Genomic DNA, 21717 nt, shown 5'->3' with positions numbered 1-21717 from the left:
TCGTCGATGTCGTCGTCGACGTCGCCAGCACTCGCCCCTACTTAAAGTATAAATCCGCTCCGAACGCTGTAGAACGCTTTCCCACCCATGTCCACCCGCGACCGACGTGTCACACTCGCCCTGAAGTGGCACTATCTCGATAACCTCGACGTCGAGCAGATCCGGGACCGCTTCGAAGAGGAGGGGATCGGGTCGTACGCACGATCGACGATCCGGGGCTACCTCAACGAGGAGCCGAAGGAGGCGGTCATCGAGCAGATCGAGGCGGAACACGCCGACGTCCGTCTCCAGATCGCCGAGCGGGAAGAGCGGATGTACAAGCGAGCTCGCGAGAGTGAGGCGAAGGCGACCGATGACGAGCCCATCCGACGCACGGTTCCGAAGACCGATACTGTTCCCGCAGACCGGGAGAACCCGATGTCGTGGCCGGCGTGGGAGCTCGTCGAACCGGGCGACCCCGGCCGCCCTGACTGGGCCGAAGAGCGCGACGTCGTGATCCGGTTCGACGACGACCAGCGGACACAGGTGAGGCCCGGGGAACGCTACCCGGTCCGCGCGATCGACGGATCGCCAACGTACACGACGGAGATGGTTGGCCTCGAACGCGACGTCGACGATCTGAAACAGCAGGCGATGGCCCGCCAGGAGCAGTCGAAGCACCTCCAAGCGAAGGGCGACGCGCTTGGCGTGTACTCCGAGAAGATCGAACTCGAAGGCGACCTCGAACACAGCGGCGGGTTCGACGTGTCGATCACTCACCACCGCGTCACCGAGGAGGACACCGATGTCGATAACGAGTGAGGGCATCGCGGTCGACACGACGGGCGGCACCCTCGACCTCGACTGGGGGTTCTGGGATGCCCAACTCGACGCCATCGCTGCGCTGGAGTCGGGCGAGTACGACGTCGTCAACTTCCGGGGCGGATACGGCTCGGGGAAGACGATCCTCGGCTCGCGATGGATCATGGAGAAGGCGACGGAGGTCGCCGGCTCCGACAACCTGATCATCGCACCGGACTCGAAGAAGGGCGGCCCGACGACGTACAAGGTCTTCTTCGAGGAACTCCCTGGAGAGAACACTGTTCCCGACGAGGGCGGTGATCCCGAGAACTCGCCGTTCGTCGCCGAGTACAATCGGAACGAGCGCCGGATCACGTGGTTCAACGGCTCCGTGGTCCGCCTTGGAAGCGCCGACGTCTGGAATCGGTACGCCGGTGGGGAATTCAACGCCATCTGGTGTGACGAGGTCGCTCACTACGAACACACCGACATCTTCGACCTCAACCGGATGCTGCTCTCCCGGCAGCGCACCCGCGATGGACCGAACGTCACGCTCTGGACGTCGACGGGAAACGGGTACAACCAGTACTACGACTTCGTCGAGCGTCAGGTGACGCCGGATGACGACGACCTCCCGACGCGGCTCATCAACGTCGTTGCCGACTCGCGGAACAACCCGTTCCTCCCCGAGAAGGAGAAACTCGTCAGGCAGTTCGAAGGAACGGAGAAGGAAGATCAAGGCCTCGCCGGCGGCTTTGCCGCTGCGGAGGGCCTCGTCTACTCGACGTTCTCCCGGCCGACGCACGTTCGCAACCGTGACGACGTCGAGATTCGGAGCGGCTGGCGGCTCTACGGCTACGACTACGGGTTCAAAGACCCGCGCGTTCTCCTTGAGATCGGCAAGACGCCGGCGGACCAGTACGTCGTTCTCGATCTGTACTACGAGAGTCAGCAGCCAGTCGAGCACCTCATCGATCCGAGTGATGGTTCGGGGTGGATGCTGCGAGAAGAGAAACCCGCGGGCGAGCTCTACTCTGACCACGAACCTGAGCACATCCAGAAATTCCGGGCCGCTGGCTACGAGGCCCACGCCGCGACGAAGGACCTCGATGAGGGTATCGACGAGATGCGGAGCGTTCTTGACACTGACGTCGATGGCCGTCCAGGGCTCATCGTCCTCGAGGACTGTACGGAGCTGATCAAGGAGTTCCAGAGCTACAAAGAGGAGGACGTCGGGACGAGCCGGGCGACAGATCACGCACTTGACGCACTTCGGTACGCCATCATGGGCGACCGGTATATCGAGGAGGACGACGGCGCCGGCGGTTCGGGAACCTGGTGATCATCATGACTGACACAGACAACACTGAGAGTATCAACGCCGGCGACGTCGATAGGGGTACTGAGGCGACGAGCGACACTCAGGCTGAGGCGCAGGCCCGAGAGGACGAGCTGCTCGCCGCAGCGCAGGTCGACATGGCGATGCGGGAGGCGCTCCAAAACCAGTTCGGCGAGAACATCGACGCCGAGGGGGTCAACGACTACTACGACGTCTTCGACTGGGATCCGAATCCGACGGCGACGGACTACTACGCGATGGCGCTGCGGAACCCGTATGCCTACGCAGTGACCTTCCTTCCGTCGATGACGTCGTGGCGTGACCCGCCACGGATCGTCGACGACGCCGAGGCTGGCGAGAACGAGACTGCGTTCGAGAGCGACGTCGACGACCTCCTCCGGGACCACGACCTGTGGAGCTACGCGAGTCGGGCGGACATGCTCGCCGGCATCGGGACGTTCGGAGTCCTCGTCTTGGAGTTCGACGACGTCGAGCAGGACGATGTCGGCGATGGCGATCCGAAAGAAGGCTTCGGCGCCGAGGTCAATGGCGCGACTGGTCTTCAGGGCCTCCGCCCGTACTCCCGAGAATCCATTGAGGAGGTCAAGCTTGGCGGCCCCGGTTCGGGGCGGTGGGGCGAACCCATCCGCTACGAGCTCGACCTCAGCGACGAGAACGACGAGGAGTTCGCCATCGACGAGGGCGGCCCCGATTCGATGTGGGTCCATCACTCGCGCGTCATCCACATCCACTCGGATCAGCTTCTCGACGACGAGGTCCGTGGCATCCCGCGCCAGCAACCCGTCTACAACAACCTCGTCGACATCGAAAAGACGCTCGGGAGCGCCGGCGAACTTGCCTACCGGGCGTCGGCGTGGGGGATCAACATCAACATCGCGCCGGAGTTCGACGTCGAGGATAATGGCGAAAAGATGCGGGAGCACCTCGCCCGCTGGCAGTCCGGGCTCGAAAACGTCCTCCGGACGCACGGTGCCGATGACGTCAAGTCGCTCGGCGGCGAGGACATCGACCCGCAGCCGGTGATCGACCCGAACGTCGAGGCCATCAGCGCCCAGACGGGGATCCCGCAGTCGGTTCTGAAAGGGAACGAGACCGGCGAACGGGCGACCACGCAGGACCTCAAGGAGTGGTACGGGAAGATCCAAGAGCGTCGCGAGCAGTTCGTGACGCCGACGATCGTGCGTGAGCTGATCGACCGGCTCATCGAGTACAGCGTCGTCTCGCCGCCGTCGAACGGCGCCGGATCGTACTCCGTGGAGTGGACGCCGCTACACGAGCTGAGTCAGAAGGACCAGGCGGAGATCCAGCACACGCGGGCGCAGGCCCTCAAAAAGTGGACCGGCGGGATGCCGGAGGCGATGCTCACCCGCCAGCAACAGGCCGAGTACATCGAGGACGGCATCCTCCCGAGCGAGTTCGACGAGGCGCCTGATGACGCGGCCGCCCTTGAGGAGGCATCTGCGGCGGCCGACGGCGCTCGCGACGTCGAGGAGATGACCGCGAAGTACGGCACCGGCGAGGAGGCCGTCGCCGACGGCGGCGAGGTGGACGATGAGTAGTGCCCGGGCACATACCCACGGCCACCAAGTGACAGCCGCGGACTACGCCCTCGAAGAGCCCAATCGTGTCGACCCCACGAGTACCATCTCTATCCAGCGGTCCCTCGCCCGATTCCTCCGTGGCCGGATCGGCCATCTGAACGCTGACGTCCGGAAGCTACTCGTCGAAGAGGATGCCCTCGGACTGGGCGACGGCGTCGGCGGGCGCTGGGCAGACCTCTCGTCGGCGGAGACGGCCCGGCGCTTCGACAGCTGGATCCAGCAGGCGATCCAGACGGAGGTCCTCGACCCAATCGAGGCGCGGAAGGTCCGCGACTGGTTCGAGCATGCCAGTCGAACGGCGGTCCGAAAGGCGAACGGCGAGCTCCGGGGGTTCGACGTCGACCCCAACCCCGTCGACGACGTCGTCGAGCAGGATACCATCCAGACGCAGATCGACCTCTCGCAGGAGGACACACGCCAGCGGGTCGCGTCGTGGATGGACGACTACGCCAGTGATGCGCGCTCGCTCGTGACGGCTGGCGTCGCCGGCGAGGTCTCGAAGACGCAGCTGATAACCGACGTCACCGAGCGCGCTCAGGTCTACAAGTCACAGGTCACCTCGACCGCCAGCGGCCGGGTCGTCAACCAGTACTCGACGACGAAGCTGACGGCCTACGACCGCGTCCGGGCCGACGTCCAACTCGACGTCGACGTCTCCTACGAGGACGCCGGCGACGACCGGGTGTGCGAGCGCTGCCTTGCGCTCTCGGCGCAGTCGTGGACGCTTGAGGAGGCGCAAAACCAGAACCCGATCCCGGTCCACGGGCACTGCCGGTGTGACTGGCGGGTGACCGACGTGCAGCAACTGTAGCGGCGCCCGGCCGATGACCCCCGTTCGAATCCACGCACCAGCGTGAGGGGCGAGGACCTGGGCGACTGACCTCTTCAACATGACATGAACAACCACAACCAAGACCTGCGGGTGTCGGCGCGTTCCTACCGACTCACCGCAGCAGCAGACGGCGACGAGGATGGTCCGCCGTGGCGCTTCGGCGGGATCGCCGTCGCCGCCGGCGACATCCTCCACACGCGAGACGGCCAGCGGGTTCTCTTTACTGACGAGGAGCTCCAAGCCGCCGCGGAGTCGCAGGCGGGCGAACCGCTCACAAAAGACCACCCCGAGGACGACCAAGGTCGGCCGAAGTACCCGCCGGATGTCGACGAGACGTTCGGCAAGGTCGACAAGGCCGGGTGGGTAGACGACCACGAGGGCGTCGGCTACGAGGCGGTCACGCACGACGAGACGATCGCCAGCGGCGTCCAGGGCGGCAGCTACGAGGTCTCCGTCCACCCGTTCTTCGACACCGAGTCCTACGACGGCGCGGAGGCGGACCTGAAGGCTGTCAACATCACCTTCGGCGACCTCTCGGTGGTCTCGAAGGGAGACTCACCCAGCAACACCGCCACGTGGGGGCCAAACCAGGCCCTCGCCTCGTGGACCGAGACGGCAGACATCGGCTCAGAACTCACTGCCGCCGACGTCGAGGAAGACGAGGACACGCGTGGGCTCATCAAGCGGCTAGCCGAACACTTCGGCATTATCGACTCCCGCGACCGACGCGGGGGTGTCTTCTTCGCTGACCAGACCACCGACGGCGAGTCGGTCGACGTCGAGGACGCGAGCTTCGATGACGCCCCGTGGATGATCTCCATCCACCCGCCAGGCGAGGAGTACCCCGACGTCGGCGACGGGCTTGGTCCCGAGATCGGGATGAGCGAACCGTACGAGCCGGGGGAGTACCCGACGGGCTCGCGAATCAGCCTCGACGAGTCGATCGAAGAGGACCAGACGCTGTTCGCGCTCTTGCGGTATCACGCGGACGGCGACGTCTCCGAGCCTATTCCGCGGAGCGACGGCGGGTACTACCTCGACTCCGCGTTCGTGGCGGTCGCGCCGGACGGCGTGATCGATGAGACGAGCGAGGTGACGGCAGGCGAAGCGGATGACGACGAGCCGGCGGAATCCGGCGATGGTGCGGACACGACCTCAGACATGGGAGACACCAACGGCGGTACGAACGACGGATCGGACGGCCCCGACGGCGACGCCGGCGGGGATGGACAGACGCTCGGCGACATGACTGTCGACGAGCTCGGTGACGCGCTGCGAGAGCAGGGTTTCGTCACCGAGGACGACGCCGATGAGCTGGTCGACCAGGCCACGGCGAAGAACGAGAAGGCGGAGAAGGTCGACGAGATCGTCGCGAAGAGCGACGACTACGAGGAGGAGGACCGCGAGGACCTCATGGCCTCGGCGGACACGCTGGTCGAGAAGGAGTTCAAGCGCGTCCGCGGCGAGGCCGCGGCGAACCTGCCGGGGAACACCGGCGCCGCGGCGTCGCTGACCGCGGGGTCTGACTCGGCCGTCGACGAGTACGGGACTGGCGTCAAGGAGGACAACTGATGATCCCAGAACACCAGAGCGTCCCGGCGCAGGTACACAACGACAACAGCTACCTCGAAGGCGAGGCCGACTCGGCCCTCGACCCCGGCACCGGAGCCGTCGTCTACAAGGACGCCGACGGCGACTGGCACGTCCGACAGGCCGGCGCCGACGAGGACACCAAGCGGATCGTCCGCGAGCAGCGGAACCCGCCGCGGGGCGGGATGACTGTCAGCGACACCGGCACCAGCGCGCTCGACCAGAGCTACAACGCCGGCGACAACGTCGAGACGGTGGGCTTCCACCGCTACGACCGCGCCCGGCTTCGCGTCTCTCCGAACGCGACCGCCGACCCGACCGACACGGAAGTCGGCTTCGACGCGGACGGCCTGATCACCGACGACATCGACGGCGCCGGGACGGACCCGACCACGCCCGTCGGCCGTGGCATCGAGCTGATCGAACGCACTGACGAGGACGACCTCCTCGTCGTCGAATTCTACTGAACATGAGCACTAACGTTTCTGAGCCCTCGGTTTCAGGGCCCAAGGAGTTCGAGTCGTCCATCCCGCTGACCGCACAGGCCGCGCTGTTCAACCCGCGACCCGACGTCCGGAAGCAGGCGCTCGCGCAGCTGCGCGCGAACTCCGTCTTCGATCCGGACACCTGGAAGAAGCTCGACGAGGCGACCGGCGTCACGTCGACCAGCGACAAGAGTGACCTCCAAGAGCTGACCGCGGACTCGACGCTCGTCGTCGACTCGTGGGACCAGATCACTGATATGGTCCTCGACGGCCAGTTCGTGGAGTCGACCCTCGTCGATCAGCTCATCGGCGCCGGCTTCGGCGTGTCCTCGTCGCTGTCGCGGTACGCCTACTTCAACCCGATGAGCAACACCCGGCTCGAAGCCGAGACGGGGATGAACATGCGGACCCAGTCCGAGCAGGAGATGACCGGATTCGGACTGGACGGTGTGCCGCTGCCGCTTCATCAGGTCCAGTACCAGATCGACGCCCGGGAGTACCAGAACGCCCAGGCGTTCGGTGAGGACTTCGACGACAGCGTCGGGACCGAAGCCCGCCGCGCCCTCAACCGCTCGGAGTCGAACATGCTCTGGGACGGCTGGGGTGGCAACGTCGAGACTGAGCGCGGGCTCATCTCTGTCAAGGGCCTCGACAGCGACATCGACCAGATCGTCCAGGCATCCGGCTCCAGCGGCTGGGTCGCCGACCCGAACAACATCCTGGAGGACTTCAAGACCCTCCACGACGCCGTCGAGAACCAGACCGACGTCGAGGACGAGGACGACGTCCCGCTCGTCTCCGAGGTGGGTGGCTGGGTGCTTGTCCCGCGCGCGATGTGGGGCGAGTACGACCGCGAGGACTACGAGACCAGCGCGACCGACGAGCCGGTCTCCGAGCGCATCGAGCGGAAGTACGACTACCTCAACGTCGTGCCGGCGCCGCGGCTGGACAGCGACTCGCTGATCCTGATGCTGAACGACCCGCGCTACTTCCAGATCGTCAATGCGCAGGGCGTGACCAACACGACCTGGGAGTCTGACGGTGGCGCGGCGCTGAACGCTCGGCTGATCTCCAGCCGGACGCCGTTCGTCCGCCGCCAGCCGGACAACATCCGCGGCATCGCGCGGATGACTGGGATCGACGCCTGAACCTCATGAGTGACGACACCATCCGTGTTCGCGTCGATCGTGGCGACTACTTCCACGAGCGCGAGCACTACACGCGCGGCGACGAGCTGGAGGTCGCGCTGTCGGCGCTGGAGAAGCACCCCAACTCCCTGACTCGCGTCGACGATCCTGACGCGTCTACAGCCAAAGAGGGGGCCGACACCACCGACAGTGACGACGAGATCGTGGTCGATCCGGACCCGTCGGACCTCACCGTCGACGAGCTCCGCGACCGGATCGATGACGTCGACGACGTCGATCTCCTCGAAGCGATCAAAGATGCCGAGGAGGAGGGCAAGAACCGGGAGACGGCCACCGACGCCCTCAAACAGCGCATCAGGTCGCTGAGGGGGTAGGTCATGCCGGACTACCGGAGCAGCGTCGGTGACGTCCGCGCCGAACTGGAGCGGACAGACTTCCCGACCGCCCAGCTGGCGAACTCCCAGATCGAGACAGTCGGGCTCGACCCGGCGCACCTCGTCGTCACCGAGGATCTCGCCGACACAGGGCAGTCCGAGGATCGACTCGGGCTGATAGAGCGGTACCTCGCCGGCCACAACATCCTCTCGTCGGGCATCGACGACCTCCGACAGACGACCCGCGAGAGTACCGACCGTGAGGCGAAGACCTACGCCGGTGACTTCGGCGAGGCACTACGGTCCACGACGCTCGGGCAGAAGGCGATCTCGATGGACAAGTCCGGAACGCTCGCGAACGCCGCGAAGCCGACGGCGTCCATCCACGTCCCCGACACTTCCGGAGGCCACTGATCATGACCGAGCGACCCAGCATCTACCGCGTGACGCGGACCTGCCGCTACGGTGGCGGCGAACTCCGCGACGCGGGTGAGCTGTGGATCGATCCGCCGGCCGGCGCCGTCGACGGCCTCGGCCGACACCTGGAGCGCCTCGACGAGGACGGCCGCCTCCCGCGTGACGAGCTCGGGACGATGCGGTACTCGACGCTCCAGCAGCTTGCCGCCGCCGGCGACGTCAACGGCGTCGATGGGAACAGTGAGATGGAGGCGATCATCGACGCGTACGCTATCGACGGGGCCGACGACACCACGGAGAGCTGATCCATGCGCGGCACGCTCACCCATCTCGTCACGGTCGAGCACTACCAGGAGACTGGCGAGACTGTCGACGACGGCGCCGGCGGCACCATTCCTGTCGAGGAGTGGGCCACCGTCGTCGACGGCGAGCCCGGGCGGTTCGAGCCCGCCGGCCAAGGGTACGTCCGGGAGGATCAGGGAGGCCGAGTCTACTCGACGCCGCGCGTCTTCCTCCCGCCGCGTGCCGCCGGGGAGATGGTCGACACCGCGCCTGACGGCGAGCCCGCCGACTACGAGTACCAGGTCGCCGTCGACGAAGGCGACGACTGGCGGCTGACGATCGCTGGCCTCGCGGGACAGTTCGCCGTGACCGACGTCGACGTCCACTACGAAGGGCCAGAGCGCCCGAGTCACGTCGTCATCGAGGTCGAAAAGGTCGACTCGGAGGATAACTGATGGACACCGACTTCCGCTGGGTCCGCGGTTCGGACCCGCCGGTGATGCAAGAGACGCTCGACGAGTTCATCGCAGCGCTCGGTGAGGAGCTCGAAGACGCCATCGACCGGCTGATGGGCGATGTCCTCCAGACCGTCCAGCGGCTCGTCAACGTCGACACGGGTCAGTTGCGCGCGTCCTACGAGACTGAGGTCCGTGAGGCGATGGAGGCGGCCTTCGGGCTGGTGATCGAGGGTATCGTCGAGTCCGACGTCGAGTACGCGCCGTTTCAAGAATTCCTCGACACGGGGAAGCCGCACGTCGCGCCGGCGATCGAAGAACACCGCGGCGCCCTCGAAGATGAGGGCACGAAGGCGTGGAACAACGCCGTCCGGAGGGTCTCATGACACGAAATCTCGGGAGCGGCCAGCTCCGAAACGCGATCCTCAGGGATTTGCGGAGCTACCAGCCTCTGCTCGATGCGCTGGACACGACCGACCTCGACGACGTCAACGGTCCCGATAACCCAGTCTCGCAGGTGTACTCCCAGCAGACGATCCAAGACACTGACTACCCGGTCGGCATCGGCATCGGGCTGATGCGGGGCGGGGACGGGACGTCGAACTCCTCGTCGACGAGCGCGACGTTCATCGTCCAGGCGACGGTCAACGCCCGCCTCGGTTGGCGGCAGGCCGTCGACCAGGACGAGGCGCTCGGGCTGTCGGAGTCGTACATGGATCACCTGCTAAGCCACGTAGGGGCCCGTGCGAACATCGCGTTCAGCGTGCCGTACGTACAGCCGAACGGCTCTATCGGCGGGTCAGACATGATCGAGGCCGATGAGGGCGCCCAGTGGTCGCTCCCCGGGCGCTGGAGCGTCACGCGGACGGTCGTCGGTGACGACGGTCCGCAAGCATAGCTCGCCAACCAACCCGATTCAACAGAACACTACGCACTCATGTCCGCACCAAGCAACTACGACGCAACTGAAACGCTCTCCGGGGCTTGGACCGACGTCTCGCTCGTCGAGAGCCCTGGAGCGACTGAAGAGACGGAAACGTTCCTCACCCGAACGGCGGGCGAGATCTCGATCACCCCGAACACGAACCAGTGGGAGTCCGAGCCGAACGCCTCTCGCCACCGCGAATCTGGAACCGAACACGTCGACTACACGGTCGAGGTCCCGCTTGACCACGACGCCGAAACCGACCTCGAAGAGCTCGGTGTGGTCGACGACACCTCGAAGAAGCGGATCTTCAACGATGTCCACGATGCCGTCCGCCTCTACGTCTTCAAAGACCGCGAGGACGCCGACGGCGAGGAGGTCATCCAGCGAGAGATGGCACGGGTCCGCGTCGAGGAGACGGAGGAGAGCTTCGCGAGCGGCGACCCCGCGAACGCCACTATCACGCTGCGTGTGATGGGTGAGATCAAACACGAGTTCTCGACTCAGTGACCATGTCTGGCGCAGCATCGGGTGACACGACGGATCACTTCGACCGCTTCGAGAACGCTGACGCGGCCCGGGAGTACGTCGACGAGCGCGAGAAGGCGCAGCAGGAGCGCCTTCAGGAGACCGTCGAGGTGTACGGCGCGGCTGCGGAGCTGTTCGAGCAGCGCGTCCTCGACACGGTCGCCATCGAGCGCCACGCGACGGAGATCGAGTTCTATCGACCTGTCGACGCGACCGGGGCCGACCTCTCGGCGATCGCCGAGAACCGCCCCGAACTCGCTGACCGGCTCGAACGCGGCAGCGAACACATCGCGGCGTTCGAGGAGGCACAGCGACAGGCGCTCCAGGTTATCGGCAGCGCTGGCAACAACGGAGTCACCGGCGAGGAGCTCGAACAGCTCCACGGCGACGCGATGGAGGGGACGGAGACGATTCGGAAGGCCCTCTCGTGTTTCGCTGTCGACGACTCGTTCCGGGACCCGGGCATCTGGACGACAATCTTCCAAGGCGATGACACGGTCCGGGAGCTGTTCGAGGATTTTTTGACCGAAGGGGATCGGGAAAAGCTGGAAGAGAGGCGCGCCGTGTTGCAGAACATGGTTGGGGACGGCGCCTCGACGAACTGAAAGTTCTCTGGGACATCGGGCCGCGAGAGTTCTACGAGATGCCGGGCTGGGAGCAGGAGTTCTGGCTCGCCCGGCTCAAGGACCGTCGTGAGAACCCCGGCCAGACACTCGATGAGCGAGGGCAGCAGTTGCTGAACGGCTGAGCCTTGGCCCAACCACCTTATCACACTCATGCGAACTATCAACTATGGACCACGAACCCTGCGGCGAGTGCGGCGAATCGATACCAACAGACACCCGCACGTGTCCCGAGTGCGGGTTCGCACCGTGGAAACCGCTTGTCGGGCTCGGGCTGCTCGGTGCGCCGTGTTCGATCTGGATCGGGGCGCTACTGCTGCTCCTGAGCGGCATTCCCCTACTCGCGTACGCAGTGTGGGGGATCGGGGTGCTGACTCTACTTGCAATCCCGGCGGCGTTTATCGCCCGGCCAACAGACTAATGAGACGTCCTCGCCGGCGGAGGTGTCAGCGTGGCCGTCGCTGATACCCTCCGCGGCATTATCACCGCCGACGCCTCGGGCGTTGAGAAAGCCGTCAGCGACGCCGACCAGCAGCTCGGCTCGCTCTCGGATCGGGCTCAGGCCACTGGCGAGAAGATGCAGTCCGCTGGGCGGACGATGACGATGGGTATCTCTGCCCCGCTCGCGGCGATGGGCGGGGTGGCTGTCCGTCAGGCCGCCTCGTTCGACAAGGCGATGGCGGAGAGCATGTCGGTGATGGGTGACGTCTCCGACACGATGGAGGAGGACCTCCGGCAGACAGCCCGTGAGGTCGCGACCGCCACCGAGCACTCTCACGAACAGAGCGCGAGGGCGCTGTACTTCCTCTCCTCTGCCGGACTTGACGCCGCCGAATCGATGGAGGCGCTCCCTGAGGCAGCGGACTTCGCGACTGCGGGACAGATGAGCCTCGAACAGGCAACGTCGGTGCTGACGACGACGATGAAGGCGTACGGGCGCGAAGCCTCCGAGACGGGGGAGATCACAGACACGCTCGCGAAGACCGTCGCTAGCTCGAACACGACGATGCAGCAGATGTCGACGGCGATGAGCCAGGTCGGCCCGGTCGCTGCCTCTCTCGGGATGGACCTCGACGAGACTGCCGCCGCGATCGGCGCGATCTCCAACGCTGGCGTCCAAGGCGAGCGTGCTGGGACAGCGCTCCGGAACGTGATGTCCCAGCTCTCCGACGAGACGAGTACCGCCTCCAAACAACTCGAACAGATGGGGGTCACGACACGGAACGCACAGGGCGAAATCGTGTCGATGTCCCAGCTGCTCCAGAACATGGAAGAGGCGGGCGTCGAAGCGGGTGAAGCGGCGAAGATCTTCGGGATGGAAGCGGCCCCGGCGATGGCGGCCCTGATGGAACAGGGAGGTGGCTCGCTTGAAGAGTTCACCAAGCAGATCGAGAACGCCGAGGGCGCCACGAAATCGATGGCTGGCACCCAGCGGGACACGCTCAACGTCGAACTCCAGAAGACGAAGTCGCAACTGAACGACGCCGCGGTCACGATCGGCGCCGATCTGATGCCGATGGTCTCGACGCTTGCTGGTTACATCGGGACGCTCGCGAACCGGTTCAGTGGGCTGTCCCAGCGACAGCAGAAGGCGGTCATCGCGGCCGGCGCCCTTGGGGTCGCGCTTGGACCGGTCATCTGGGCGCTCGGAACGCTTGTGACGTCGGCGTCTGCGCTGTCCAGCGCGTACGCCACCCTCGCCGGCGTCAGCCTCACGTCGCTCGTCCCATCACTCGGCGCGGTCTCGACCGCCGGCATCGCGACACAGGTCGCACTCGGGCCGGTTACCGTCCCGATCTGGGCGATCATCGCAGCCATCGGCGCACTTGTCGGCGCCGCCGCCGGGCTGTGGTACGCGTGGAACAACAACGTTCTCGGCATCAAGGACACCACTCAGGCGGCGTTCCAGCAGGTAAAACGCTGGTTTACGAGCGCCCCGAGCTGGATGCTCGCGTTGCTCGGGCCGGTCGGCCAGCTGTATCTCGCTTGGAGAGAAGACCTGTTCGGTGTACAGAGCGTCGTGGACTCTGTCTTCGGGTTCATCGGCGACAAAATATCGTGGCTCCGCGATCAGATCGCCAACATTCCGGGCATCGGGGAGAACGACATCGCCCCAGAAGCCGAAGATGTCATCCCGGAACCAGAGAAGGTTGGCAAATCAGGCGCAGAAGCCGGCTCGAACTGGAAAGAAGAGTTCGAAGCGAACGCGACTCCGTCCGTCACACCCGGTTCGAGTGGACCGATCAAAGGCGAGATGACGCCCGAAATTCGGTCGGCACTCAAAGAGGGAGTCGACGGGTACGTCTCTGACCCGGATAAGATCGAAGACGTACCAACAGAAATAAACAAAGAACTGTTTGACGCCGTTGCTTCTAACGGGGGTGCGACCGCGGATTCACTCGGCGTCTCCGAGCGTGAGTTCAAGATACTTATGCAGCGCTTTGCCGGAGGCGGTGGCTGGTCGACGCCGTCGGCTGACCTCGTCGATGGCGCGAGTGGCTCACCGAGCCCCAGCGTCGGCAGCGCCGGGATGACGCCCGAAGAGTTCAAAACGGCACTTCGAGAGGTGCTCGACGGGTTACGACTCGACGCGCGACTTGACACTGACCAGCGCGGCTTCGAACAGTTCATCGAGGATATCGTGGACACCAAGATTGCCGACGCTGGCAAGCAAAGCCGCTAATGAACCTCTACACAATCGACCTTCCGGATAGAAGGACCGAGATCGCTCCCCGGTCTGGTGGGCACGAGACAGCGACCACATCCGTTCTGAACGCAGGCACGTTCGTCAAATCCAACGGAGTCAGCTCCCGTTCGTTTGATATTGACGTCCGGTTTGACAGCGATCGGCGTGCCACCTGGTACGCGAACGCGCTTGAACAGCTCGGGAACAACCCAGCTATCGACGCTCTCCCGTTCGGAGAGTGTACCCACGCCGGGTTCGACGGCTATTACATTGCGAGCTCGACGAGTCGCAACCCGATCATGGCCGACCCGGCTGGATCTGATCTAGCTGTAATTGACGCCACTGAGTCCCTGACGCTCACGTTGGAGCGGGCTGGAACGCGGAAGAAACACGAGATTTCTGTTGAGACAGCTCCAAACCAGCCCACCCCCGGCAGTCCGTTCGGCAACGACCTCACTGGCCTCGTTGGCATCCCGGCCGACGCCCGGCGCGTCCGTATCGTCGACTCGACCTCACAGCCGACGCAGCGAGATCGACCCACGCCCGTCGCGACGGTCGAGGCAGAACATGGCGCTGTCGACCTGTTCGACGCGACAGCCGAGACAATCGACGAACCGACCTACCTCTACGACCTCGCCTACGAGCTCCAGGGCGACGTCGACCCCGGCGTGTGGGACACGTACGGGAACGACTCGATTCGTGACGCCGACGACATCATGTCTTGGGGATGCGTGTTCGCTACCAGCCACGACTTCGACGGTGCTGTCGTCATCGAGAATGGCCTCTTACGAGTCACCATCGACGAGCCCGACATTACAGACTCGACAGCCAGTCTCCAGGCCGAGACGTACGACGCCACCAGTGACTCGTGGAGCGTGGTCGGCCTGCCCTCGTACGCTGACGGCGACATCGCGACGGACTGGACTCCGCTGGACGTTGACCTCGTGAGGATTGGACAGTCACGCGTTGCCGTGCGGATCGAGTTCGAGGCGGTCGCCGGCGACCAGGCGGGTGACATCTACGCGGCCGACGTCCAACTTGACCGCGGCCGCGACGCGCTGTTCATCACGGAGACGAGTGACGGCGAGATGCCTGCGGACTTGGAGGCGCTGCTCGACCCGATTGCGGCGACGACGGTGATCGACCCGGGCGTCGAACAGGGCCTTGTCGCGCGTGAGGAGGTGCGCCGCTGATGGTCACTGAGACGTTCACTCCTGGTGAGGACTTCGTTGTGCCGATCGGTGTCGATACCATTACAGTCGAGCTCGAGGGCACAAAGGGCCAGGTAATAAACAACTCTAATCAACAGATCTTCGAGTCCGGAGACGGCGGGCGCGTAGCGGGAGATCTATCTGTCTCGCCCGGCGAAACGCTGTATATACGCAGCAGCCCGGGCGGCGCGAGCGACGGGCAGAACGGCGGCGACTCTATCGACATTCGCAGGGGCGGCACCGCGCTCAGTGACCGTATCGCCGTCGCGGCAGGCGGCGGCGGAGGCGGCATATACGGAGAACTTGATGAGTTCTACCCGTACGACGACTTTCTCGGCGGCGACGGCGGCGCAGATACTGGCGAAGACGGCCAGTACGGAAGCGACGCCGGGGAGGGCGGCACGCAGTCATCAGGCGGCGCGGGCGGGACAGACAGTTCAGCCGGTAACGACGGCGAATTCGGTTCCGGCGGCGACCACCCCGGTGAATCTAACGACATAGGCGCCGGCGGCGGCGGCGCCGGCTGGTACGGCGGCGGCGCGGGGAGCTCGAACGTCACCAGCACAGGGACAAACGAATCGGACGGCGGCGGGGGCGGCTCGAACTACGATGACGGTCTCGATACCGTCACTGCGAACGAGCGCGGCACCTCCTCCCGCTCCTACTCGCAGGGTGGGCTCGTCACCATCACCTACGAGGTGGCGCCGGTCGCGCCGGGCGCGTCGGCCGCGTACGTCGCCGACGACCAGATCGACGTGAGCATATCCGAGGACGCGTCGGCGGGCGACCCCGATAACTTCGAGGTAGAGATGCGGCGCGATGAAGGATCGTGGCAGACGCCCGCCGGCGGTCCGTCGTCGACGTCCACTGCTGGGACGTACAGCTACGGTCCGAGCTCGGACAGTGGCTACGGCGAGCAGATTGGGATCGACTCGAAGTTTGAGTTTCGAGTTCGGGCCGTCAACGACGCCGGGCCGTCCGACTGGACGTACACTGATCCGGTTCGCACGCGACCCCTCTCGCCGCACGACCCGAGTATCAACCGCCCGGACGGCGACACCCTTGTCATCGAATACACAGATAATAGCGACGTCGCAGACAAGACTGCCGTTTTCTACAGGAAGGACAGCGGGTCAGGCTACGGCTCATGGCAGTACACCGATGCGATTAGCACCGGCGCGGTCTCGAAGGGTGCTCAGCGGTCTCTGACCGTGTCCGTTGGCGACGCAGCGTGGTTCGAGCGGGATGCTCGATACCAATTCCGTCTACGCCACGAACACGTCTCCTCGGGGCTCGACTCGGGCTTCGTGTACGCTGATTACGGCAACGAGGGGAACGTCTACTTCGCAGACGACTTCGAGAGCGGCGACCTGTCGGCGTGGGATAGTACAACCGGGGTCGTTGCGACGGGGGACGCGTCGCACCCTAACGCCGCAGACACGGGAATCAACGGACCCGACAGCGGTTCCTATTTTGCGACCTTCGACGCGGAGGGTTTCGTCGAAAAGAGCCTCGGCGACCTGACCGGGGAGACGAGCGTACTCGTACGGTGCGCGCTCGCCACCGGCTCGATGGACAACGCGTCTGAGTACACCGAGATCCAGTGGTACGACGGGTCTTCGTGGAATACTGTAGAACGGTTGGACCATTCGTACAACGAGCAGGGCTGGGTCGAGGTCCACGAGATCATCCCCGACTCGTGGCTGTCGGCGGACAGCCGCGTCAGGGTCCTCGGCGTCGGCGGCCTCGGAGGCGGAGATCAGCACGCTGTCGACCGATTCGTCGTCTCCGACGTGCTCCACGAATATACGACACCCGCCACCCCATCTAACCTGTCGCTCGACGCCTCTACAGGACGCGAGATTACGGCGACGTGGTCGTTGAGCGCGTCGGTCGCGGCGAAGGCGGACGTGCGAGACACCGAAACGTGGTTCGGGCCAACTGGTGACTCGCTCACCGGGGTAAACCGCGACAGCGGCATGGAGACCTACACGTTCACGAATCTCCTCGACGGTGAGCGGTATCGGGTGGAAGTCAACGACTCAATCATCCAGCATCGGCGCGGCTCGCCGGGCGTAGAGATCGACAGCGAGCGGGCCGCGGGCGAGGCGACGACGAACCTCCCGGCGCCGACAGCACTCACCGTGTCGGGCGTGACCGCTGACAGCGCGGACGTGCTGTTCGAGGACAACGCCAACAACAAGGCGGGGTACCGCGCGTATTCGGGACCGGTTTCCAGCTTCGAGGCGCAGGGCGACTTCGACGCGTGGACCGAACAGAAGGGCTTCCAGCGCGTCGACGACGAGTCGTACTTCGGTGACTGGAGCGCGTACGCTCAGAGGCCGAGCGGTGATTCCGACAGCCAACCCCGAGCCAGCCGTGTATATCACGACGGCGGCGAACAGATCAGAGCGTTCGAGTTCTATTGGCGTGAAACGGAGAACAGCTACGGAGGCGGCGTCCGGCTCAAAAACAGCAACGGTGACTACGAACTCGGCGTGGCTACTGATAATCCTGCGTGGGTCATTGACGACGCGAACGGACAGCGAGAACCCGCAACCGGTGAAGGCGGATACAGCCACTGGGTCCGTTTCCTCGTCGTGTTCGACTGGTCGGCTGGGACGTTCAGCGTCGACTTCGAGAGCTACGGGCCAGACGAGGCCACCTACTCGGAGTCGGACATACCGCTCAAACAGGGCGTCGACGTGGAGACGGTGGAGTTGTGGAACTACCACGTTGTTGGCGGGTGGGGTGACGGCGCGCTCGAAATGTGGTGGGACGGCATCTCGACCTACACGCAAAACGGGGGCGACCTCCCGCCGCAGTACTCGCTCAACTATACGAACGGGTACACTAAAGCGGACACTAACATATCCAACGCGCGGGGTGGTTTCTCCATTGCCGTCAGGTTTGCTTTAGACGGGACGGCTAACTCTAAGCAATCGCTCGTCGGCGCGGGGCAGCACCTCCTCCAAATAGAGGATCTGTCGAGCGGCGGCAGTTACCGCGCATGGAGCCACACAAACGGGCCGTCTGAGAGCGCGCTCCCCTCGAGCGACTTCGTGTCAGGGGATGTTCACGAGGTGGTTTGGACATACGACTACGGGACCGACACCGGCGACTTCTACCACGACGGAGAGAAGATCAAAACGTACACTGAGAACCACTTAGACGATATTGAGCAAATCGGCACGGTTGAGACAGGCTCTTGGAGCGACGGCGAAAGGAGGCTTCAGGGCAAAATCGACACGGTGAGGATCTACGACAGAAAACTGTCCGACGCAGAAGCGTTAGACGTGTTAGGGGCATCCCCGCCTACCGCCGGGCTGCTGATAAAGTACGACTACGACGGCGGCCCGAGTAACACATCTCTGGAAGACAAATCGCCTAACGGGTGGGATGGAGACTTCGCCAACAGCCCGGAATGGGCGCCGCCGCTCTCGCGAGTCAAAAAGACCCTCTCCGACCTCAAGAACGGCGAGGCGTACGTCACCCGCGCGAGTATCTTCACTGATGACACGGAGGTGTTCGACGAATAATGCCCGCCACATTCACGACCGATCTCCCCGACGAGAACCAGCCCGTGCTCGGCAACGGCGTCGAGGACGAGGTCGCTGTCGACCGCGAGAGTGCTGTCTCAAACTACGGCTCGGTCCGCATCCAGATCCGGGAGACTGTGGCGACCTCGTGGGATTCCACTGCCGCCGGCTTCGGTGAGTTCGTGGGCTCGTTCGACACACTCTCGATGGAGTTTGTTGGCCGCGAGGACGGCGAGCAGTATGAGATCCGCGCTCGGACGGAGACTGAACACGTCACCGGGTCGTGGACCACTCCAGCCGCGATCACGACGCAGTTCCCCGGCGCGACGGCGCTCTCGGTGACAGTCATCGACGAGACGACAGTCGATCTCGCGTGGACGGATAATGCCGACAACGAGGCAGGTCAACTCATCGTTCGAGAGCGGTCCCTCCCAGACGGCTCGTGGGGCCGGCAACGTGCCGTTTTTGATGCCGGCCCTAACACCGAATCGGCCATCGATGATACGGCACAGCCCGGCCGCGAATACCGCTATCGAATCCGACCGTTCACCGAACACGCCGAGGCCGATAGCAATACCGACACAGCGGTAACACCCGCGCTTGACGGCATTCGCGACCGGCATGTCCCACCGCGAGGGTGGTACGTTGAGATCGACCACCCCGACGCCGATGAGCCACTCTCGCCGACAGTGGTTGAGGGGGCAGAGTGGAACCCGCGACTCAAAGCGAAGCCGCAGGTCCGCATCCCAGTCCCGCGCTCGTCGACGTGGGAGGACGCCGACGTCGAAGGGTCAACGACTCGCGTCTGGAAGGACGGCACGCGGCTGCCAATCGAGGAGTTGCGGACGGTCGAGCGCGACGAGACGCGCGACGTGCTCGTCGCCAAGGGTGGCATGACACTCAACGATGACATCGACGGGATCGAGTTCCCAGAAGAGGAGGCACACGTCGCCGCCGAGCAAGTAATCGAGAACGAACTCGGTTGGGTCGCGAACGTCGACGACCCGCAGACGAGCGCCCGCGAAGACGTCCGACTCTTCCAGGCGAGCGACTCCGGCGACTTTGCCGACGGCGCCGAAGGCAGTGGCGATCCCTTCCCAGATACGAGTCCGCTGACGGTACAGGACAACGAGGTGTTTGCCTACAAGACAGGGTGGTTCTTCGAGGCGGAGACCGGTGACGGCAGCGGGTCGGTCAACACGACGCAGGGCGGCGAGTGGTCCGGCGGGCAGTCCGTGTATCTTAGTTCCGGCGACGGCCGCGAGTTCGAGTTCGACCTCAACTACACTATTCCCGAGGGCGAGGCACGAGTGCGGATCGTGTACGGAGTCCCGTCGGATCCGGGACCGGGACTGGAGTTTACACTTACCCAGCCCGACGGCACGGAAACGCTCGTCGAGTCGTTCGGTGAGGGCGGCCTCAACCAGACCGGTGGCCAGTTCGAGCTCGCAACCTTTGACGTGACACTCAACGACGGGGTCGGTGACCTCACGCCTGGGACGTACGCGGTCGAGGTAGGGCAGCTGTTGTCGTCCGGTGCCGATGTCTATCTCGACTTTGTTCACGTCCGCGATGCTCGCTTCAGCTACGACCTGGACGATACAACGCCAGTCAACGGCGTCGTCACGGGCTGGCAGCAGCGCCCGGCGTCATCCGAGGTCGTGTTTTCGCCCGTGGGGTCCGTCGAGCAAGTCGTTGCCGGACGCATCGATGTCGAGGTGGACAGCGACACCGGTCCGGAGCAGCTCGCGCTGCGGAATGACACGACTGCCTCGTGGCAGACAGCCACGAACGCGACGAGCTTCGAGACGTCGTTCGCCTCGCCGGGCCAGATTCTCCAAGCGCGTGTTCGCTTGGGTCGCGAGGACTCAGGGTCGCAGTCCGGACAGTTCGGCGACGAGCCGCAGCGGCTGGACTTCGTCGACCTGTTTGGTGACCTCGTCAACACGCCTGTCCTGCTCGACTTCGTTCATCGCGGGACGGCTGAAGAGGTCTTGAATCGGATCGCCGACGCCGGCGACTTCATCTGGGAGCTCCGGCGTGCGGCGCCGGGCGCCGATGCGGAGTACCGTATCGAATGGACGCAGCCCGGCCAGCGCGTCGCCGATATCGAGCCCGATCTGGTCTCGTTCGAGGGTGCGCGAACCATCGAAGGTTCGTACCAGCGCGTGATCGCAGAGGGGAAAAGCTACGACGTAGAGGGTGAGACGTTTGTCACGAACGAGCCCGGACTTAATGTAGGCCTCGAGGAGTCGCCGGTCGACACGGGGTCCGAGACCGTCTACGATGTCGGTGACCGCTCGACGCAATACGAGCACAACATCGACTACCTGCTCGACAACTCAGATGGAACCATCGAGATTCTCGAAGGCGGATCGATGTCACCCGATACGGAGTACGCCATCGACTACGAGGCGCGCTTCGAGGGGCGGTACACTCAGCCCGCCGTCGACGATCCCGATACGCTGCGCGAGTCAGTCCCTGATGCAACGAGCAACCGTGAGTGCCAACAGGTGGCGCTCGCGGTCGTCCGCGAGGTGGCTGCGCCGCTTGAAGAGGCTGATGTGACTGTTCGTAAGGCCGATCCCGACCAGTCGCTTGTCGCGTCGATCCCTACCGAGCAACTGCCGTTTGAAGGCCCGATGGAACTGCGGAATATCAACAGCAACGCCCGGAAGGTGTCGCTGACACTCGGGAGTCGCAAAGCCGCGCGCGATGTCTTCGGCGAAATCCGGTCTGGGATTAGTGCCGTCTCACGCAACGTCTGACCCACGACGCAGCAGGAGCAGGAGACGGGCAGGTCAGAGGATGGGGGAGGGAGCGACCCGTCTCCAGCAGGGACCAATGGTCCCTACCTCCGTTCTGTCAGTCAAATATTGAA

Annotated in this window: 20 protein-coding genes; all 20 read left to right on the top strand. The window is 64.6% G+C overall.

Annotation, left to right across the window (positions count from 1 at the left end; all coding sequences use genetic code 11):
• Window positions 1-87 precede the first annotated feature (87 nt).
• Window positions 88-801 (top strand): hypothetical protein, encoded by a 714-nt coding sequence (locus C464_RS06120; protein WP_006112759.1) that lies wholly within the window; start codon window positions 88-90, stop codon window positions 799-801.
• On the top strand, window positions 785-2122 hold the full coding sequence (locus C464_RS06115) for a terminase large subunit domain-containing protein (RefSeq protein WP_006112758.1): 1338 nt from the start codon (window positions 785-787) through the stop codon (window positions 2120-2122). Before C464_RS06120 ends, C464_RS06115 begins: the two co-directional genes overlap by 17 nt.
• Before the next feature lie 5 nt (window positions 2123-2127).
• Complete coding sequence (locus C464_RS06110; RefSeq protein WP_152420900.1) at window positions 2128-3699, top strand: anti-CBASS protein Acb1 family protein; 1572 nt, start codon at window positions 2128-2130, stop codon at window positions 3697-3699.
• Window positions 3692-4552, top strand: a complete 861-nt coding sequence (locus tag C464_RS06105; RefSeq protein WP_049910904.1) for a structural protein — start codon at window positions 3692-3694, stop codon at window positions 4550-4552. The genes C464_RS06110 and C464_RS06105 overlap by 8 nt, the downstream gene beginning before the upstream one ends.
• Window positions 4553-4636: 84 nt before the next feature.
• The gene (locus C464_RS06100; RefSeq protein WP_006112755.1) at window positions 4637-6145 is read left to right on the top strand and encodes a DUF7282 domain-containing protein; all 1509 of its coding nucleotides are present in this window, start codon (window positions 4637-4639) and stop codon (window positions 6143-6145) included.
• The gene (locus tag C464_RS06095) at window positions 6145-6630 is read left to right on the top strand and encodes a hypothetical protein (protein WP_006112754.1); all 486 of its coding nucleotides are present in this window, start codon (window positions 6145-6147) and stop codon (window positions 6628-6630) included. Before C464_RS06100 ends, C464_RS06095 begins: the two co-directional genes overlap by 1 nt.
• 2 nt (window positions 6631-6632) lie before the next feature.
• A complete protein-coding gene (locus tag C464_RS06090) occupies window positions 6633-7796 on the top strand; it encodes a hypothetical protein (RefSeq protein WP_006112753.1) in 1164 nt (387 codons plus the stop codon).
• A 5-nt stretch (window positions 7797-7801) separates the two neighbouring features.
• Window positions 7802-8170, top strand: a complete 369-nt coding sequence (locus C464_RS06085) for a hypothetical protein (protein ID WP_006112752.1) — start codon at window positions 7802-7804, stop codon at window positions 8168-8170.
• 3 nt (window positions 8171-8173) lie between these two features.
• A complete protein-coding gene (locus C464_RS06080; protein ID WP_006112751.1) occupies window positions 8174-8584 on the top strand; it encodes a hypothetical protein in 411 nt (136 codons plus the stop codon).
• 2 nt (window positions 8585-8586) lie between these two features.
• Window positions 8587-8892: a hypothetical protein gene (locus tag C464_RS06075; protein ID WP_006112750.1), complete on the top strand. Its 306-nt coding sequence runs from the start codon at window positions 8587-8589 to the stop codon at window positions 8890-8892.
• A 3-nt stretch (window positions 8893-8895) separates the two neighbouring features.
• Window positions 8896-9324: a hypothetical protein gene (locus tag C464_RS06070; RefSeq protein WP_006112749.1), complete on the top strand. Its 429-nt coding sequence runs from the start codon at window positions 8896-8898 to the stop codon at window positions 9322-9324.
• Entirely contained in the window at window positions 9324-9710 is a 387-nt protein-coding gene (locus C464_RS06065; protein WP_006112748.1) for an HK97 gp10 family phage protein, read from the top strand. The genes C464_RS06070 and C464_RS06065 overlap by 1 nt, the downstream gene beginning before the upstream one ends.
• Window positions 9707-10222, top strand: a complete 516-nt coding sequence (locus C464_RS06060) for a hypothetical protein (RefSeq protein WP_006112747.1) — start codon at window positions 9707-9709, stop codon at window positions 10220-10222. Before C464_RS06065 ends, C464_RS06060 begins: the two co-directional genes overlap by 4 nt.
• A gap of 39 nt (window positions 10223-10261) precedes the next feature.
• On the top strand, window positions 10262-10759 hold the full coding sequence (locus C464_RS06055) for a hypothetical protein (protein ID WP_006112746.1): 498 nt from the start codon (window positions 10262-10264) through the stop codon (window positions 10757-10759).
• Window positions 10760-10761: 2 nt separating this feature from the next.
• Window positions 10762-11382 (top strand): hypothetical protein, encoded by a 621-nt coding sequence (locus C464_RS06050; RefSeq protein ID WP_152420899.1) that lies wholly within the window; start codon window positions 10762-10764, stop codon window positions 11380-11382.
• A gap of 187 nt (window positions 11383-11569) precedes the next feature.
• Complete coding sequence (locus C464_RS06045) at window positions 11570-11821, top strand: hypothetical protein (RefSeq protein ID WP_049910902.1); 252 nt, start codon at window positions 11570-11572, stop codon at window positions 11819-11821.
• Between the two features lie 30 nt (window positions 11822-11851).
• Window positions 11852-14083: a phage tail tape measure protein gene (locus C464_RS06040; protein ID WP_006112744.1), complete on the top strand. Its 2232-nt coding sequence runs from the start codon at window positions 11852-11854 to the stop codon at window positions 14081-14083.
• Complete coding sequence (locus tag C464_RS06035) at window positions 14083-15279, top strand: hypothetical protein (protein ID WP_006112743.1); 1197 nt, start codon at window positions 14083-14085, stop codon at window positions 15277-15279. The genes C464_RS06040 and C464_RS06035 overlap by 1 nt, the downstream gene beginning before the upstream one ends.
• Window positions 15279-18836: a LamG-like jellyroll fold domain-containing protein gene (locus tag C464_RS19850; RefSeq protein WP_006112742.1), complete on the top strand. Its 3558-nt coding sequence runs from the start codon at window positions 15279-15281 to the stop codon at window positions 18834-18836. The genes C464_RS06035 and C464_RS19850 overlap by 1 nt, the downstream gene beginning before the upstream one ends.
• Complete coding sequence (locus tag C464_RS06025; RefSeq protein WP_006112741.1) at window positions 18836-21604, top strand: fibronectin type III domain-containing protein; 2769 nt, start codon at window positions 18836-18838, stop codon at window positions 21602-21604. Before C464_RS19850 ends, C464_RS06025 begins: the two co-directional genes overlap by 1 nt.
• The last annotated feature ends 113 nt before the right edge of the window (window positions 21605-21717 follow it).

It is taken from the genome of Halorubrum coriense DSM 10284 (assembly GCF_000337035.1).
Classification (GTDB): Archaea; Halobacteriota; Halobacteria; order Halobacteriales; family Haloferacaceae; genus Halorubrum; species Halorubrum coriense.
This window is presented reverse-complemented; position numbering and strand designations above follow the sequence as displayed.

Excerpts from the sequence above, each read along its gene's own strand:
- C464_RS06065 (WP_006112748.1), top strand. The coding sequence starts at position 9,324 with ATGGACACCGACTTCCGCTGGGTCCGCGGTTCGGACCCGCCGGTGATG.
- C464_RS06110 (WP_152420900.1), top strand. The coding sequence starts at position 2,128 with ATGACTGACACAGACAACACTGAGAGTATCAACGCCGGCGACGTCGAT.
- C464_RS06085 (WP_006112752.1), top strand. The coding sequence starts at position 7,802 with ATGAGTGACGACACCATCCGTGTTCGCGTCGATCGTGGCGACTACTTC.
- C464_RS06100 (WP_006112755.1), top strand. The coding sequence starts at position 4,637 with ATGAACAACCACAACCAAGACCTGCGGGTGTCGGCGCGTTCCTACCGA.
- C464_RS19850 (WP_006112742.1), top strand. The coding sequence starts at position 15,279 with ATGGTCACTGAGACGTTCACTCCTGGTGAGGACTTCGTTGTGCCGATC.
- C464_RS06060 (WP_006112747.1), top strand. The coding sequence starts at position 9,707 with ATGACACGAAATCTCGGGAGCGGCCAGCTCCGAAACGCGATCCTCAGG.
- C464_RS06080 (WP_006112751.1), top strand. The coding sequence starts at position 8,174 with ATGCCGGACTACCGGAGCAGCGTCGGTGACGTCCGCGCCGAACTGGAG.
- C464_RS06070 (WP_006112749.1), top strand. The coding sequence starts at position 8,896 with ATGCGCGGCACGCTCACCCATCTCGTCACGGTCGAGCACTACCAGGAG.
- C464_RS06095 (WP_006112754.1), top strand. The coding sequence starts at position 6,145 with ATGATCCCAGAACACCAGAGCGTCCCGGCGCAGGTACACAACGACAAC.
- C464_RS06075 (WP_006112750.1), top strand. The coding sequence starts at position 8,587 with ATGACCGAGCGACCCAGCATCTACCGCGTGACGCGGACCTGCCGCTAC.
- C464_RS06050 (WP_152420899.1), top strand. The coding sequence starts at position 10,762 with ATGTCTGGCGCAGCATCGGGTGACACGACGGATCACTTCGACCGCTTC.
- C464_RS06105 (WP_049910904.1), top strand. The coding sequence starts at position 3,692 with ATGAGTAGTGCCCGGGCACATACCCACGGCCACCAAGTGACAGCCGCG.
- C464_RS06090 (WP_006112753.1), top strand. The coding sequence starts at position 6,633 with ATGAGCACTAACGTTTCTGAGCCCTCGGTTTCAGGGCCCAAGGAGTTC.
- C464_RS06035 (WP_006112743.1), top strand. The coding sequence starts at position 14,083 with ATGAACCTCTACACAATCGACCTTCCGGATAGAAGGACCGAGATCGCT.
- C464_RS06025 (WP_006112741.1), top strand. The coding sequence starts at position 18,836 with ATGCCCGCCACATTCACGACCGATCTCCCCGACGAGAACCAGCCCGTG.
- C464_RS06055 (WP_006112746.1), top strand. The coding sequence starts at position 10,262 with ATGTCCGCACCAAGCAACTACGACGCAACTGAAACGCTCTCCGGGGCT.
- C464_RS06045 (WP_049910902.1), top strand. The coding sequence starts at position 11,570 with ATGGACCACGAACCCTGCGGCGAGTGCGGCGAATCGATACCAACAGAC.
- C464_RS06115 (WP_006112758.1), top strand. The coding sequence starts at position 785 with ATGTCGATAACGAGTGAGGGCATCGCGGTCGACACGACGGGCGGCACC.
- C464_RS06120 (WP_006112759.1), top strand. The coding sequence starts at position 88 with ATGTCCACCCGCGACCGACGTGTCACACTCGCCCTGAAGTGGCACTAT.